Origin of the sequence: Sphaerisporangium perillae, from assembly GCF_023276435.1 — a bacterium.
In the GTDB taxonomy this organism is placed as follows: Bacteria; Actinomycetota; Actinomycetes; order Streptosporangiales; family Streptosporangiaceae; genus Sphaerisporangium; species Sphaerisporangium perillae.
Genome location: NZ_JALLPO010000008.1, coordinates 1 through 14,597 on the forward strand (window position 1 = coordinate 1; position 14,597 = coordinate 14,597).

Sequence of the window (14,597 nt, forward strand, 5' to 3'; positions counted from 1 at the left end):
CGCGCGCCGGCCGCCTCGCCCGGCGCGGCCCGGAACGCGACCGCGCCGGCCCGGAACGCGACCGCGCCGGCCCGGAACGCGACCGCGCCGGCCTTATCGGCCGCGCCGGGCGGCCCTGGAGTCGCCGCCGAGGCGGGTCCCGCCGAACCCAACGCCGTCACTGTGATCTGCACGGCGAGCAACGCGCAGGCACCAAGCCACGCGGGCCCTCTAGTGCATGGATGCACACCCATATTGATCCTCTTCGCAGGGCGCCCCTCCGCCAAGAGGATCTATCCCACCTCCGGAAAGTGCTGACTCCACTACTCTGCGTGTTTTGGCGGGAAAATGGCGGCCATGCTGTGCGTCTGTGACCATGAAGGGCTCCGGGCCGTACAGTGGCCACGTGGTCGAATCGACGCCGAGAGCGCGTGGGGGCGAAAAGACCCGGGAGGTCATCGTCGAGACGGCGCTGCGCCTGTTCAGGGAGCGGGGATACGAGGCGACGACGATGCGGGCCATCGCGGCCGAGGCGGGCGTGTCCGTAGGGAATGCTTACTACTACTTTGCGTCTAAAGAGCAGTTGGTCCAGGCTTACTACGATCGGGCGCAGTGCGAGCATGAGGCGGCGTGCCGTGATCTTCTGGCCACGGAGCGGAGGTTCGCCGCGCGGCTCAGCGGGGTGCTCCGGGCGTGGGTCCAGGTGTCGGAGCCGTACCACGGGTTCGCGGTCAAGTTCTTCAAGCACGCCTCCGAGCCGAGCAACCCGCTCAGCCCGTTCAGCGGGGAGTCGACGCCTGCCCGGGAGGCGGCGATCGGGATCTACCGCCAAGTCGTGGAGGGGTCCGCCGACCGCATCGACGCCGAGCTTCGCGAGGAACTGCCCGAGCTGCTGTGGCTGTCCTCGCTCGGCGTGGTGCTGTTCTGGGTGCACGACACCTCGCCGGGCTGCGAGCGCACGTACCGGCTGATCGAGGTCATGGTGCCGCTGATCGACCGGCTGGTGGGCCTGTCCCACCTGCCCGGCCTGCGCGGGGTGACCAAGGACTTCATCACCGCGATGCGAGAGCTCCGGACCTGACGACCCGCCCAGGGCACGGATTCGGCGCGCCGTGGACGCGGTTGCGCATCGTCCGGCGGCGTTTCGGTGCGCCCCATACCGGCCGGTTGGTATGGTCGGCGAAGGAGGTGGACAGTGAAGCGTTGGGGCATCACGATCCCGTACTTCGATCGCACCATGGCCGAGTCCAAGGAGCTGGTGGCCGAGCTGCCCGGTCTTGGGTACACCGACGCCTGGACCGCCGAGGTCAGCGGCGCCGACGGGTTCGTCCCGCTGGCCCTGGCCGCCGACTGGGCCCCCGAGCTCCGCCTCGGCACCGCGATCATCCCGGTGTCGACGCGCGGCCCCGGCCTGCTGGCCATGTCGGCCGCGACGCTCGCCGACCTCGCGCCCGAGCGCTTCGTGCTCGGCATCGGCGCGTCGTCCCCGGCCATCGTGGAGCGCTGGAACGCCGGCGAGTTCGTCAAGCCGTACGGCAGGACGCGCGACACCCTGCGCTTCCTCAAGAAGGCCCTCACGGGGGAGAAGGTCACAGAGAAGTACGAGACCTTCGAGATCAAGGGCTTCCGGCTGGAACGCGCGCCCAAGGTGCCTCCGAAGATCGTGCTGGCCGCCCTGCGCCCGCGCATGCTCCACCTCGCGGCCGAGGAGGCCGACGGCGCGATCACCAATTGGCTCTCCCCGCAGGACGTGCCCAAGGTGCGGGCCGAGTTGCGTCCGGAGACCGAGCTGATCGCCCGCCTGTTCGTCTGCGTCAGCGAGGACGCCGAGATGGTCAGGAAGCTCGGGAAGCGCATGCTGGCGACGTACCTCACCGTGCCGGTGTACGCGGCCTTCCACGACTGGCTGGGCCGGGGGGAGACGCTGCGCCCCATGCACGAGGCGTGGGCCGCGGGGGACCGCAAGGCGGCGCTCGAGGCCATCCCCGACGAGGTCGTGGACGACCTGATCGTGCACGGTGACGCGGCGACCTGCCGGGCGCGGATCCAGGAGTACGTCGACAACGGCCTGACGACGCCGGTGCTGGCCCCGATCGGGGCCGGCGGGGTCTCGATCGCCCAGGCCGTCCGCGATCTCGCTCCGACCGCCTCCTGACGTTTCCCCCTATGGGGGCGGAACTCCGTGCCGCGCGCCGGGCGTTATCGGGGTGCGGGGCGGGGTAGTGGGAGCCCTCACGGAGTTCCCGCCGTGCGCTCGCGACCGCGGCACAGACGGAGGTGGCCATCATGAGCAAGGCTGGACGCGCGGCCGCGGCCTACCGCGCCTACCGGGAGGTCGGCCGGCCGGGCTCGGCGGGGTTGATGGCCCGCGTCAGGGCACTGCCCCGCATGATCGGCGGCGCTCTCCGCGGCGACTATCGCGAGCTGGGCAAGCGCAAGCTCGCCCTCATGGGGCTCGGCGTCCTGTACATCGTCTCGCCCATCGACGTGATCCCCGACTTCCTGCCGCTGATCGGCGTCACCGACGACTTCGGCGCGTTCCTTTGGCTCATGACCTCCCTCTTCGGCGAGAGCGGCCGCTACCTGGACTGGGAGCGCAAGCAGGTGCACGGCGAGGTGGCGCGACCTCGACCGGCATGAACGACTGTGCAGGGCAGGTAGGACCAGGGAAGGCAACTCCGACCCTGGCCCCGCCCGGAACCTACGACGCGCAAGCGGCGTAGCGGAAGCAGTGAGAACCCCACGGCGACGTGGGGGATCCCCGGCGTTCACGCCGAGGAGAAGGTCAATCCTCGCCTTCCCTGAGGAGCCAGGCCCGTGAGGGGAGCGGGTGGCCGAAGAGCCGGGCCGCGTTGCCGTAGGCCACCCTGCCGATGTCGGCGGGGGGCAGGCTGCCGAGGTTGCGGGCCAGAGCCTGCTGGACGTCGGGCCAGGTGGACTCCGAGCGGGGATAGCCGCTTTCGAGCAGGACGTGCTCCAGGCCGACGGCGAGGCGTACGCCGGACAGCGCGTAGTCGTCCAGGGTGCCGAAGTAGAAGTTGCGGCGGAGCACCTCGCTGGGCTTGAGGCCGCTGTCCCACGTCGCCTCGCCCGCCACCGGATGGTCCAGGGCGTAGTCGGCGCGCGCGGCGAGCATGGGGAGCCAGCCGACGCCGCCCTCGACGATGAGGATGCGCAGCTTGGGGAAGCGCAACGGCACGCCCGACCACAGCCAGTCGGCGCAGGCGAACATCGCGCTCGCCGGGATCATCGTGGTGATGGCCTCGATGGGCGTGTCGGGCGAGGGCACCGGCGACCACGACGAGGCGCCGGTGTGCAGGCAGATGACCGTGCCGGTCTCCTCGCAGGCGGCGAAGAACGGGTCCCAGTGGCCGGTGTGGATGGACGGCAGCCGCAGCCGGGTCGGGAACTCGGGGAACACGACCGCCTTGAAGCCGCGCGCGGCGTTGGCCCGGATCTCCTTGGCCGCGATCTCGGGATCGGGCAGCCAGGGGAGCTGGAGGGCGATCATGCGCTCGGGGTAGGTGCCGGCCCACACGTCGCAGTGCCAATCGTTCCACGCGCGGGTCAGGGCCAGGCCGAGGTCCTGGTCGCGGGTCTTGGCGAAGGCCATGCCCGACTGCACGGCGAGCATGCCGGGGAAGCTGAGCGCCGCCCAGACTCCGGCGATGTCCATGTCCTTGATGCGGGCCTCGATGTCGTGGCACCCGGGTCGCATCTCCTCGAAGCGCACCGGCTCGAGGGTCCACTGGTCGCGCGGCAGCCCCGCGCCGGCGTCCATGCCGGCGCATGAATAGGTGCCGCCGCCGTACCGCCACACCTGATGGCCGGCTTCGGTCTCCACGACCTTGGGGGCCATGTCGACGTACCTCTCCGGGAGCCGGCCCTCGAACAGATCCGGCGGTTCGATCAGGTGATCGTCGACGCTGATGATCACGTAATCTCGCCGCCTCGGCTCGGGGTCAGGGGGCAGCGATGAGTTCACAGGGAAAACCGTATGCCGCAGGAATAACACCAGACAAGCTGGGAGGTCTCCGGTTGGTATCCGTTCCCCCGCGGAGCGGCGTCCAGCGCCGTGAGCGGGCTTACTGGAAACCGTGACGATTCGGGCAAGTTGCCAGTCACGGGACGGTGACCTGCTCCTGAACGCCGGTGGCGGCTAATGGCCGGGGGCCGGGACGGCGCCGGGGTCGGGGGCCGCTTCGCGCTCCGCCTGGAGGTCGCGGGCCTCGCGGCGGATCAGCGTGATCCACCCTCCGATCGCGATGCCGATGAACAACCACCACTGCACGCTGTAGGCGAGGTTGAGGCCGCCGCCCCCGCCCAGGTCGGGGTCGGGGACCGGCTCGGGCGCCGCCGCCGCCGCGGGTCGCTGCTCGGTCAGCTCGACGTACCCCCCGAACAGCTTGTGCGGCACCGTCTGGGCGATCTTCGCGGTGTCGATCAGCAGTACCTGCCGGGGCGGCAGCCCGCTGCGCTCGGTGATGCCGGCGCTCTCCTCGGTCTCGGCCGGACGTAACCGTCCGGTGACAGTTACCTCACCGGTGCTCGGCGGGGGCACCTCCGGCGGCGTGTCGGCGGTCGGCCCCATCTTCACCCAGCCACGATTGACGATCACCGCGGTGCCGTCGGCGGTGACCAGCGGGGTCAGCACGAAGAACCCGGGCCGGCCGTTCTGCGGACGGCGGCGGACCAGCAGCTCGTGGGCGGCGTCGAAGCTGCCGGTGGCCGTGACGGTGCGGTACTTCACCGCGTCCGGCACCGTCGCGCCGGGCCGGTCGAGGCTCGCCAGCGGCACCGGCGCCGCGGCGAGGTTGCCGGTCGCCCGGTCGCTCGCCGTGGACCTCTCCTCGTAGCGCCCGAACTGCCACCGGCCCAGGAAGAGGAACGAGGGGATCAGCAGCAGGACCAGCAGGTGGAGTGCCAGCCAGCGCGGCGTCAGGAGGAACCGGTACACGCTTTCAGCCTAGGCAGGCCGGTGAGTGGTCCGGGACCCGGCCGTGGCCCTGGACCTGCCGGGTCGTCCCCGTCGCCCCGGGAATCCCTGCCCGGGTCGTCCCGCCGGTCCCCGCTCGCCGTCCAGGCCGCCGGAGGGGCGTGCGGGCGCTTGGCCCATGTGCGTCCTTGTGCGTGGTGAAGGAGTGGCCACCGGCTGATCATGATCTCGTGGAACCGCTCGCGGAGGGCGAAGGCATGCCGTACGGTCGGACGGGTCCGTCCACGGCACGTCGCTCTGTCCCTCAGGGAGCCGTCTCAGACATGACCGCGTCCACTCTCGCGTTGCCGTCCAGCGCGCCGCATCCGGTGCTGCCGAGGATCCCCGACCTGATCCGGCACGCGGCGCCTCGCGTGCTGGAGGGCATGATCCTCCCGGTGGCCGTGTTCTACGCCGGTCTGCTGGTGGCGGGGGTCAACGGCGGGCTGGCCATGGCCGTGACCTGGGTGTACGGCGGGGTCGCGCTGCGGTTGATCAGGCGTCAGAAGGTCCCCGGCACCGTGCTCCTCGCGATGCTGGCGATCACGGTACGGGCCGCGCTGGCGTTGGTCACCGGGGACGTGGTCATCTACTTCCTGCAGCCCACGCTCGGGGTCTACTGCGCGAGCCTGGCCTTCCTGACGACGGCCGCGGCGCCGCGGCCGCTGATCCAGCGGGTCACGACCGACCTCGTGCCGCTGCCGGACCATCTGGTGCACCATCCCCGGATGCGCAGGTTCTTCGTCCACCTGTCGCTGCTGTGGGGAACGGTCCAGTTCGTCAACGGGTCGCTGAGCCTGTGGCTGCTGTTCAGCGAATCGATCGAGACCTATCTGATCGTCAGGACCGCGGCGGTGGCCGTGCTCATGGTCTTCGCGGCACTGGCGTCACTGCTCGCCTTCAAGCGGGCGCTCCGGCTCGTGCAGGCTGCGCACAGGCACTGACGACCGACCGCAGGCGGGCGTGCGGACGGTTCCGGCCGCGCTAGCCGGCGAGGCGGGCGCCGGGGCCGAGCCGGGGTGTGACCTCGCGGGGCGAGGGCACCTCGTGGCCGTCCGCGCAGCGCAGGGCGATCTCGATGGGCGAGCCGCAGTCGCGATGGGTGAGGACGACCGGCGGGCCGTCGGGGTCCGCCTCGTACCGGTCGCCCCAGTGCATAAGGCTGACCATGATCGGATAGAGGTCGAGGCCCTTCTGGGTGAGGCGGTACTCGTCCCGGCGCCTGCTGCCCGGCTCGCGGTAGGGAACCTTGCGCAGCAGCCCTTCCTCCACCAGGCGTGCGAGGCGGGCGCTGAGCACCTGCCGGGGGGCGCCGGTGCCGGCCTGCATGTCGGCGAACCTGCGCACGCCGTTGAAGGCCTCCCTCAGCACGAGGAACGTCCACTTCTCGCCGACGACCGCGAGCGTGCGTTCGATCGAGCAGTTCTCCACCCGGAAGGGGTTTGGCTCGGTCATGGAGGCATCGTAGGCGCTCAATTTTGCTCCCTCCAACGCAGCTAAGTCTAGTTGACAGACTCAGGTGCTTACGCAAGTCTGAGTCTATGATTGGAACTCAGGGAGCGGCCATACCGGTGCTGCCGGCCGCCGCCCCGACCGCGCTTCGCTCGATCGCACCGCCCACTCGGGTGACCGGCGTCGTGATCCGGACCGCCCGGATGGACGACGAGGAGAGGGTGCGGGCCTTCGTCGAGGGGCTCTCCCGCGCGAGTCAGGCCCTGCGTTTCTTCACCGGGCTCTCGCGGCCGGGGAAAGGCCTGCTGCGAGCGATGATCGCCGTGGACGGCGCCCGTGACGTCCTGCTCGCGGTGGACGGCGACGAGCGGGTCATCGGCCACGCGATGAGCTTCACCGGAGCGGGAACGACCGAGATCGCGGTCGTCGTGGCCGACGAATGGCAGGGGGTAGGGCTCGGGTCCCGCCTGGTGCGCAGGCTGCTCCGGCGGGCCGCCGCGCGAGGCGCGGAGACCGTCAAGATGGACGTGATGGGGGAGAACCGCAAGGTCCTGTCCATCGTCAAGCGCTGGTGGCCGGACGCCGAGATGTGCGTGGCGTCGGGCGCCGTGGAGATCGCCGTTCCCATCGGCACGTTCGTGATGGCGTGACCCTGGCCAAGGTCGTTAAGATTGGTAGGTTCCGCAGTTTGCAGAACAAGGTTCTGTTGAGTCACCATTGACTTTGTGACGAGCGCGAAGAACGGGCGAGACGGCCGCACCAGGATCATCGACGGCGCGCTGCGCCGGTTCAGCCAGGACGGAGTCTCCGCCACCACGCTCGCCAGCCTCCGCGAGGAAAGCGGCGTCAGCGTCGGGAGCTTCTACCACCACTTCGCCAGCAAGGAACACGTATTCGGGGTGCTCTACTCCGAGATCCAGAGCTCCTACCAGCGGGCCTTCATCGACGAGCTGTACAGGCACGAGAGCGCCCAGGGTGGCATCGAGGCGATCGTCGCCATGCACATGGCGTGGTGCGGCGAGCATCCTGAGCAGGCCCGCATCCTGATCAGCGAACGCCCGCCCCGCCGGCAGGAGCCGGGCGGTCCCGAGGTGGGCGAGTCGCGGCGTACGTTCTTCCGGCAGGTGTCGGAGTGGTGGCGTCCCCACATGAAGGACGGCGTGCTGCGGCCCGTGCATCCCACCATGTGCTACGTCCTTTGGCTCGGCCCCGCCACGGAGATGTGCCGCCTGTGGTTCTCCGGCGTGCACCAGCCGACCGAGGAAGAGATCAAGGCGCTCTGCGAGGCCGCCTGGCAGAGCCTTCGCCTGACCTGACCCCTCCGTACGAACTGTGACCGTCAAGCCGGACGCCACCTCGGCGGCGGGCGTGGCCCACTGGCGGCGAGCCTGCGGGAAGGGCGGGCGTGGGCTGCATAGAGTGGGACACCCCGTTCCGCATGATCTCTGGTAGACGCCACAGGACGGGGAGCCGCCATGAACGTAGGTCTCGGCCTGCCCGCCGGCGACGTTGACGTCCTGGGGACATGGGCGCGCCTTGCCGAGGCGGGCCCGTTCACGACGCTCGGGCTGCTCGACCGCATCGTGTACGACAACCCCGAGCCGCTGGTGACCCTGGGGGTCCTCGCCGGAGCCACCTCGCGGATCCGGCTGATGACCGAGGTGCTGATCGCTCCGCTACGGCAGACCGCGCTGCTGGCCAAGCAGAGCGCGACGCTCGACCGGCTCTCCGGTGGCCGTCTCACCCTCGGCGTCGGGGTGGGCGTCCGGGAGGACGACTTCCGCGCGGCGCACGTCGAGTACCACCGCAGGGGTCGCCGCCTCGACGAGCAGATGAGGACCATGCGGCGCGTCTGGTCAGGCGAGGCGTACGGCGACGGGATCGGGCCGATAGGGCCCGCGCCGGCCCGCGAGGGTGGTCCCGAGGTGCTTTTCGGGGGTTTCGTCCCCGCGACCGCGGAGCGCGTCGCTCACAGTGGCGATGGGTTCCTCGGAGCGATGTTCACGTCCGAGGAGATGGGCCGGTTCTTCCGCACGGTGGAGAGAGCGTGGCAGGTCGCCGGCCGGTCCGGGCGTCCCCGGCTCGTCGCGCAGGCCAACGCCGCTCTCGGGCCGGACGCCGTCGTGGAGGAGGCCCGGCGGGCCATCCACGCGTACTACGACTTCGGCGGCTACCGGGAGAAGGTCCTGATGGGCATGCTCACCACGCCCGAGGCGATCAGGCACGCCGTCACCGCCTTCACGGACGTGGGCGCCGACGAGGTCATGCTCTACTGCTGGTCCCCCGACCCCACCCAGGTTGAGCGCATCGCCGACATCCTCCCCTGACCTCTTCCTGCCCCGGTCGCCGTTCCCTCTCTTCGGCGCGTTTCCGTTGTGCCGTCTCCGCATGCCCCAGACCTCGCCGACATGCGTGGACGGAGCGTCCTCCATCCGAAAGCAGAAATCGTCTTGACAAGAAAGTTTGTCGGTGAGACGGTACTCATATGCGCGAGATGACGGTGATCGCAGCCCGGACGGGCCGCGAACTCATCGGGGACCACCGTGCGGACGACCACCGATCACGAAGGAACGTGCGATGAATGCCACAGCCGAGATCACCGCCGGCCCGCGGGCCGGGCGGCGCGAATGGATCGGGCTAGCCGTGCTGGCCCTGCCGACCCTGCTGCTGTCGCTGGACATCAGCGTGCTCTACCTGGCGCTTCCCCACCTGAGCACGAGCCTCGGCGCCGACTCCACCCAGCAACTGTGGATCCTGGACATCTACTCGTTCATGCTGGCCGGATTCCTGGTCACCATGGGCACCCTCGGCGACCGGATCGGCCGCCGCAAGCTCCTGCTGGCCGGCGCGGCGGCCTTCGGCGTCGCCTCCATCCTGGCCGCGTACTCGGTCAACCCCCAGATGCTCATCGCCTCAAGGGCCCTGCTCGGCATCGCCGGAGCCTCGTTGATGCCCTCCACGATGGCGCTGATCCGCAACATGTTCGGCGACCCCAAGCAGATGGGCGCCGCGATCGGCATCTGGTTCGCCTGCTTCATGGGCGGCATGACCGTCGGCCCGCTGGTCGGTGGCCTGCTGCTGGAGCACTTCTGGTGGGGCTCGGCCTTCCTGCTCGGCGTCCCGGTCATGGTGCTGCTGCTCATCGTCGGCCCCCGCCTGCTGCCGGAATACCGTGACCCGAACCCCGGCCGTCTCGACCTGGCCAGCGTGGCGCTGTCGCTGGCCGCGATCCTGCCCGCCATCTACGGCCTGAAGGAACTGGCCCGCACCGGCGTCCACGCCGTGCCCGTCGCCGCCCTCATCGCCGGCATCGCCGTCGGCGCCGTGTTCGTCCTGCGCCAGCGCAAGCTCGCCAGCCCGCTGCTCGACCTGCGGCTGTTCGCCAACCGCTCCTTCAGCACCGCGATGGGCGTCATGCTCATGGGCGGCATCGTCATGGCCGGCACGACCCTGCTGTCCAGCCTCTACCTGCAGACCGTCCAGGGCCTCGGCCCGATGAACTCCGGCCTGTGGCTGCTCCCGCAGAACATCGCGATGGTCGTCGGCTCCATGACCGCCCCGGCCCTGGCCCGCAGGTTCCGCCCGGCCTACGTCATCGCCGCCGGCCTCCTGATCGCCGGCGCCGGCCTGGTCGCCCACACTCAGGTGCCGAGCGTCGACGGCCTGCCCCTGCTGGTCACCGGCCTGGTGCTGGCCTCCTTCGGCATCGCGTTCCCCATGTCGCTCACCATGAACCTGATCATGGGCTCCGTCGCCCCCGAGAAGGCCGGCTCGGCCGCCTCGATCAGCCAGACCAGCGGCGAGTTCGGGGTCGCCATGGGCGTCGCCGCCCTCGGCAGCCTCGGCACCTTCGTCTACCGCACCCAGCTCCCCGGCGAACTGCCCGCAGGCCTCCCCGCCGACGCCGCCGACACCGCGCACCAGAGCATCACCGCCGCGCTCGGCGCGGCCCACCAGCTCACCGGCCAGTTCGCCACCGACCTGGTCGACGCCGCCCGCACCGCCTTCACCAGCGGCCTGAACGTCGTCGCCGCCGTCGGCGCGACCATCTTCATCGCCCTGGCCGTCCTCTCGGTGGCCATCCTCCGCGACAGTGGCCGGCCCACCCCGCAGGCCACGCCCGCCGGGCAGGACGGAGAAGCCGAGCAGGCCGGAGACGCCGACCTGACCGCACAGCGCGGCGCGGACGCCCCCGTCCTGGTGAGCGTCGACTGATCCCTGCCCCTCCCAGCCCCCCAAGGTGGAGCCGGGTGGCCACGACACATCGTGGGCCACCCGGCTCCTTCCATGTGCGCGCGGGGGCTAGGTGAGCTGGCGCAGGCGGGTGGGGACGCGCCAGACCTCCTTGTCGAGCGAGATGTCCAGGCGCAGGTCCTGGCGGTGGCGGCGCAGGCCGGGGACGCGGAAGCGGTCGTGGACGTCGAAGCGCCCGCGGCGCGGGTAGCCGAAGCCGAGGGCGTCGGGCAGCACTCTGAGGTCGTCCCGGTTGCCGCAGCGGGGGCACGTCCACGCGACGAGATCCATGCCGCGGTTGTAGTCGTGGCAGGCGAGGAAGTACTCGTCCGGCCGGAACCGGGACTCGCATGCGAAGCATGGGATCAACATCAGATCCGCTCCTTGGAACATCTGGTGCGGGTGGCGTACGCCCTAGTCGTATCTGTACCCGCTTAACCCTGGCTTGCGAATAACTTGAGTTCCCGGTGCCCCAGGTGATCGGCTCCATGCCGCTCGCACGATGTTGATCGGAAGTTGATCCGACGTTGAACCCGGGGCGGGACTCTGTGGACGTAGGCACGGAGCTTGGGGGGTTCAAGATCTGTGCCTACGTCCGGCCGGTCGTCGACGTGAGGCGGCCGGCCGCGGCTAGGCGCCTTCCGGTGACCACCGGGCCCCCGGGCGTCTAGCGGCGGCAGACGGCCGGCCGGGCACCAGACAGCGTCCTGTCGCGCCCTCAATCAGCGATGTCGGGATATATGGTGATCAATCACGTATGGATGACGCGAATGGACGACGATCCCTTCTGCGGGGTACGTGAGCTAATCGCTGACCTGGTGGAGCTTCAGGAGCGCGCGCAGGTCGTCGGCCTCGGGGGAACCGAGCCGGGTGAAGATCTCCAGAGCCCGCTTGAGGCAGTCGCCGCTCCGCCGGACGCTGCCGAGCCCGGTGAGGGCCCGGCCTAGCACGGTCAGCGACAGCGCCTCCCCGTAGGGATGGCCGATCTCCTTGCTCAGCGTGAGCGCCTGCTCGGCGTGCCGGGCCGCGTCCTTGAAACGCCCGGCGGCGATGAACGTCTCGGCGAGCCGGCAGCACACCCGCTGCTCCCACACCTTCTGGTTACCGGCGCGGAAGAAGTCCAGGCACTCCGCGTGGTGCACGACCGCCTCGGTCAACCGGCCCACCCGGGACAGGACGATGCCGAGGTGGTAGCGCGCGCGGGCCATGCCGGCCTCGCTGCCCAGCTCGGTGAAGATGGCGAGCCCTCTCTGGGCGGCGTCGATCGCATCCTCGGGATGACCGAGCCCGAGATGGTCGCGGGCCGAGTAGCTGGCGACGAGGGCCTCTCCCGCCGCCGCGCCGATCTCCTGGTACACCTTGAGCGCGGAGTCGAACAGCGCCAGCGCGTCCTCGTGGCGGCGCTTGCGCCCGGCGACGACCGCGAGGCCGTTGTAGAGCTCGCCGGTGACGATGCGGTCACCGGTGGCGTCGGCCAGACCGAGGGCGGCGCGGAACTGCTCCTCGGCGTCGGCCAGCCGGTTGCCACCGAACATCACCCGCCCGAGGACGTACCTGCAGCGCAGCTCGCTGCTCCGGTCGCCGATGGCCTGCGCGGCGGCGAGCACCGCGCCTGTACGGCCGGCGAAGTCGCGGACGTAGGCCCCCGACTCCAGCAGCGGCTCCATGGCGACGAGCAGGTCGGCGGCGGGCAGCAGGGTCTCGGCCGTCGAGGCCGCGTCCGCGGTCTGGCCGATCGCGGCGAACAGGGCCTCGGCCTCGACGGTGAGCCACGTCACGGCCTCGTCGGCGTTCGTGAAGCTCCGGCCGGCGACGCCCGTGGACACCAGGTGCTCGGAGATCACGCTGCCCTCGTACGCGAGCCGGTGCGCCCCCTGGGCGGATGCCAGGTAGAACCCGATCAGCCGGCGCAGCGCGAGCGCCCCGGCCTCCGGGCTCTCGGTCGCCTCCGCCTGTTTGCGCGCGAAGAGCCGCAGCAGGTCGTGGAAGCGGTAGCGGCCGGGGGCCGGAGCCTCGAGGAGGCTGACGTCGACCAGCGACTCCAGCATGTCCTCGGTCTCGATCATGCTGAGAGAGAGCACGGCGGCGGCGGCCTGCACGCCGATGTCCGGGCCGTTCGGCAGCGAGAGCAGCCGGAACGCGCGGGCCTGCCCCGGGTCCAGGTGGCCGTAGCCCAGCGAGAAGGTGGCGTCCACGCCGAGGTGCCCGATGCGCATCTCGTCCAGGCGGCGGCGCTCGTCGGCGAGCCGGGGGACGAGCGAGGCCACCGTCCACGCCGGCCTGGCCGCGAGCCTGGCCGCCACGATGCGGACGGCCAGCGGCAGGAACCCGCAGATGGCGACCACGTCCATGGCGGCGGCGCGCTCGACCGCCACGCGCTCGGGGCCCGCGACCGCCGAGAACAGCGCGAGCGCCTCGTCCGGCTCCATGACCTCCAGGTCGAGCAGCCGGGCCGAGGGCAGGTCGGCCAGCTTGCCCCGGCCCGTGACGATCGCCGCGCACCCCGCCGTACCCGGCAGCAGGTGCTCCACCTGCTCGGCGTCGCGGGCGTTGTCGAGCAGGACGATCATCCGCCGGTCGGCGAGCAGCGAGCGGAACAGCGCGCCGCGCTCGGCGAGGCCGTCGGGGATGATGTCGACCGGGATGCCGAGGGCGCGCAGGAACGCCGCCAGCACCGACTCGGGGGCTGTCGGCTCCTCCCCGTATCCGCGCAGGTCGGCGTAGAGCTGGCCGTCGGGGAACACGTCGTGGAGCGAATGGGCCACGTGCACGGCCAGGGTCGTCTTGCCGACCCCGCCGATGCCGGAGACCGCGGCGACCGGCATGCCTTCGGTGCCGCTGGTGCTGGTCAGCAGCGTGCGCAGCCGGTTGACGACCTGCTTGCGGCCGGTGAAGTCGTTCACGGCGGCGGGGAGCTGCGCGGGACGGGGCATCTCCTGGAAGCCCTCGTACTCGGCCTCCGCCCCCTCGGTCCCCGGGAACGGCGTATCACCCGGCTGCCCGGCGGAGGCGCCGGCGTGCGGCTCGTTCCCCTGTTCGCGGCGGCTCGGGCGATCGCCCTCCTTCCGGGACGCCGTCGTGGCGGAGGAACGCCGGGCGGGCGGGCTCCAGGCGAGCCGGGGATCGGCGGCCAGAATGCGCTGGTGGAGGGAGGCCAGCTCGTGGCCGGGGTCGATGCCGAGCTCCTCGACGAGCGCGTGCCGGGTGTCGGTGAACACGGTCAGCGCCTCGGCCTGCCGTCCGCACCGGTAGTAGGCGAGCATGAGCTGGCCGCGCAGGCGCTCTCTGAGCGGGTGCTCGGCCGTGAGCGCGATCAGCTCGGGGATGACGTCGGCGTGCCGTCCGAGCTCGAGGTCCAGCTCCATGAGGGTCTCGAGGACGCCGATGCGGCGCTCGACGAGCCTGCCTCGCTGGCTCTCGACGTAGGGGCCGAGCGCTCCGGCGAGCGGCTCGCCCGACCACAGGGCGAGGGCCTCGCGTACGGCGTCGGCCGCGCCGGCGAGGTCGCCCGCCTTGCGCCGTGCCTCGGCGGCGGCGACGCCGCGCTCGAAGACGGTGAGGTCCAGGGCGTCCGGCGGCAGGCGGAGCGCGTACCCCCGGCCCACCGAGGTCAGCAACTCGGGACGCATGCGAGGGGAGCGGTCCGGCTCCAGCACGGCCCTTAGCCGGGAGACGTACGTGCGCAGTGCGCCCAGCGCCCGCGGCGGGGCGTCCTCGCCCCAGATCGCGTCGATCATCTCCATCGGAGTCACCGCACGGCCCTCGCGGAGCAGGAGCATGGCGAGGATCGATCGTTGGAGCGGCGTGCCGAGTTCCACCTCCCGGCCGGACAACCAAGCTTGGACCGGTCCGAGCACGGCGAAACGAAGGCCAGCCTCACTGCCTTGACCAGCCATCTTCCTGTTTCCCCACCCTTTAAGACAGTTTTCTTTTCAAATGATAGATCCCCACATGGTTT

Annotated in this window: 14 protein-coding genes; 8 read left to right on the plus strand and 6 right to left on the minus strand. The window is 70.9% G+C overall.

The annotated features are described in order from the left end of the window. A partial coding sequence (locus MYF83_RS09435) for a hypothetical protein (RefSeq protein WP_248959851.1) occupies nucleotides 1-182 on the minus strand: 182 nt, incomplete at its 3' end. 173 nt (nucleotides 183-355) lie between these two features. On the opposite strand from MYF83_RS09435, the gene MYF83_RS09440 reads away from it, so the two are divergent. The 3 genes from MYF83_RS09440 to MYF83_RS09450 all read left to right on the plus strand — a co-directional run bounded on the left by MYF83_RS09440 (nucleotide 356) and on the right by MYF83_RS09450 (nucleotide 2,619). Next, nucleotides 356-1,060: a TetR/AcrR family transcriptional regulator gene (locus MYF83_RS09440; protein ID WP_248960048.1), complete on the plus strand. Its 705-nt coding sequence runs from the start codon at nucleotides 356-358 to the stop codon at nucleotides 1,058-1,060. A 114-nt stretch (nucleotides 1,061-1,174) separates the two neighbouring features. Further along, nucleotides 1,175-2,134: an LLM class F420-dependent oxidoreductase gene (locus MYF83_RS09445; protein ID WP_308201426.1), complete on the plus strand. Its 960-nt coding sequence runs from the start codon at nucleotides 1,175-1,177 to the stop codon at nucleotides 2,132-2,134. A 131-nt stretch (nucleotides 2,135-2,265) separates the two neighbouring features. Further along, a complete protein-coding gene (locus tag MYF83_RS09450) occupies nucleotides 2,266-2,619 on the plus strand; it encodes a YkvA family protein (protein WP_248959852.1) in 354 nt (117 codons plus the stop codon). A gap of 145 nt (nucleotides 2,620-2,764) precedes the next feature. Here the strand turns inward: MYF83_RS09450 and MYF83_RS09455 are convergent, their stop codons facing one another. Beyond that, a complete protein-coding gene (locus tag MYF83_RS09455) occupies nucleotides 2,765-3,916 on the minus strand; it encodes an amidohydrolase family protein (protein WP_248959853.1) in 1,152 nt (383 codons plus the stop codon). A gap of 222 nt (nucleotides 3,917-4,138) precedes the next feature. Further along, nucleotides 4,139-4,936 carry an SURF1 family cytochrome oxidase biogenesis protein gene (locus tag MYF83_RS09460; RefSeq protein WP_248959854.1) on the minus strand — a complete coding sequence of 266 codons (798 nt, stop codon included), beginning with the start codon at nucleotides 4,934-4,936 and terminating at the stop codon, nucleotides 4,139-4,141. Nucleotides 4,937-5,238: 302 nt separating this feature from the next. On the opposite strand from MYF83_RS09460, the gene MYF83_RS09465 reads away from it, so the two are divergent. After that, on the plus strand, nucleotides 5,239-5,898 hold the full coding sequence (locus MYF83_RS09465) for a VC0807 family protein (RefSeq protein WP_248959855.1): 660 nt from the start codon (nucleotides 5,239-5,241) through the stop codon (nucleotides 5,896-5,898). A 40-nt stretch (nucleotides 5,899-5,938) separates the two neighbouring features. On the opposite strand, the gene MYF83_RS09470 is transcribed toward MYF83_RS09465, so the two are convergent. Further along, the gene (locus MYF83_RS09470) at nucleotides 5,939-6,409 is read right to left on the minus strand and encodes a winged helix-turn-helix transcriptional regulator (RefSeq protein ID WP_248959856.1); all 471 of its coding nucleotides are present in this window, start codon (nucleotides 6,407-6,409) and stop codon (nucleotides 5,939-5,941) included. An 86-nt stretch (nucleotides 6,410-6,495) separates the two neighbouring features. Between MYF83_RS09470 and MYF83_RS09475 the strand changes: the two genes are divergently transcribed. The 4 genes from MYF83_RS09475 (at nucleotide 6,496) to MYF83_RS09490 (ending at nucleotide 10,621) form a co-directional block, all read left to right on the plus strand. Beyond that, on the plus strand, nucleotides 6,496-7,056 hold the full coding sequence (locus MYF83_RS09475) for a GNAT family N-acetyltransferase (protein ID WP_248959857.1): 561 nt from the start codon (nucleotides 6,496-6,498) through the stop codon (nucleotides 7,054-7,056). A gap of 75 nt (nucleotides 7,057-7,131) precedes the next feature. After that, nucleotides 7,132-7,722, plus strand: coding sequence for a TetR/AcrR family transcriptional regulator (locus MYF83_RS09480; RefSeq protein WP_248959858.1), 591 nt, complete (start codon nucleotides 7,132-7,134; stop codon nucleotides 7,720-7,722). Nucleotides 7,723-7,881: 159 nt separating this feature from the next. Continuing rightward, nucleotides 7,882-8,733 (plus strand): LLM class flavin-dependent oxidoreductase, encoded by an 852-nt coding sequence (locus MYF83_RS09485; RefSeq protein WP_248959859.1) that lies wholly within the window; start codon nucleotides 7,882-7,884, stop codon nucleotides 8,731-8,733. Between the two features lie 250 nt (nucleotides 8,734-8,983). Further along, nucleotides 8,984-10,621: an MFS transporter gene (locus MYF83_RS09490; RefSeq protein ID WP_248959860.1), complete on the plus strand. Its 1,638-nt coding sequence runs from the start codon at nucleotides 8,984-8,986 to the stop codon at nucleotides 10,619-10,621. 87 nt (nucleotides 10,622-10,708) lie between these two features. Here MYF83_RS09490 and MYF83_RS09495 read toward each other — a convergent pair whose 3' ends face one another. Then, the gene (locus MYF83_RS09495) at nucleotides 10,709-11,011 is read right to left on the minus strand and encodes a hypothetical protein (RefSeq protein ID WP_248959861.1); all 303 of its coding nucleotides are present in this window, start codon (nucleotides 11,009-11,011) and stop codon (nucleotides 10,709-10,711) included. A gap of 431 nt (nucleotides 11,012-11,442) precedes the next feature. Beyond that, a complete protein-coding gene (locus MYF83_RS09500) occupies nucleotides 11,443-14,472 on the minus strand; it encodes an AfsR/SARP family transcriptional regulator (protein ID WP_248959862.1) in 3,030 nt (1,009 codons plus the stop codon). Nucleotides 14,473-14,597: the final 125 nt, after the last annotated feature.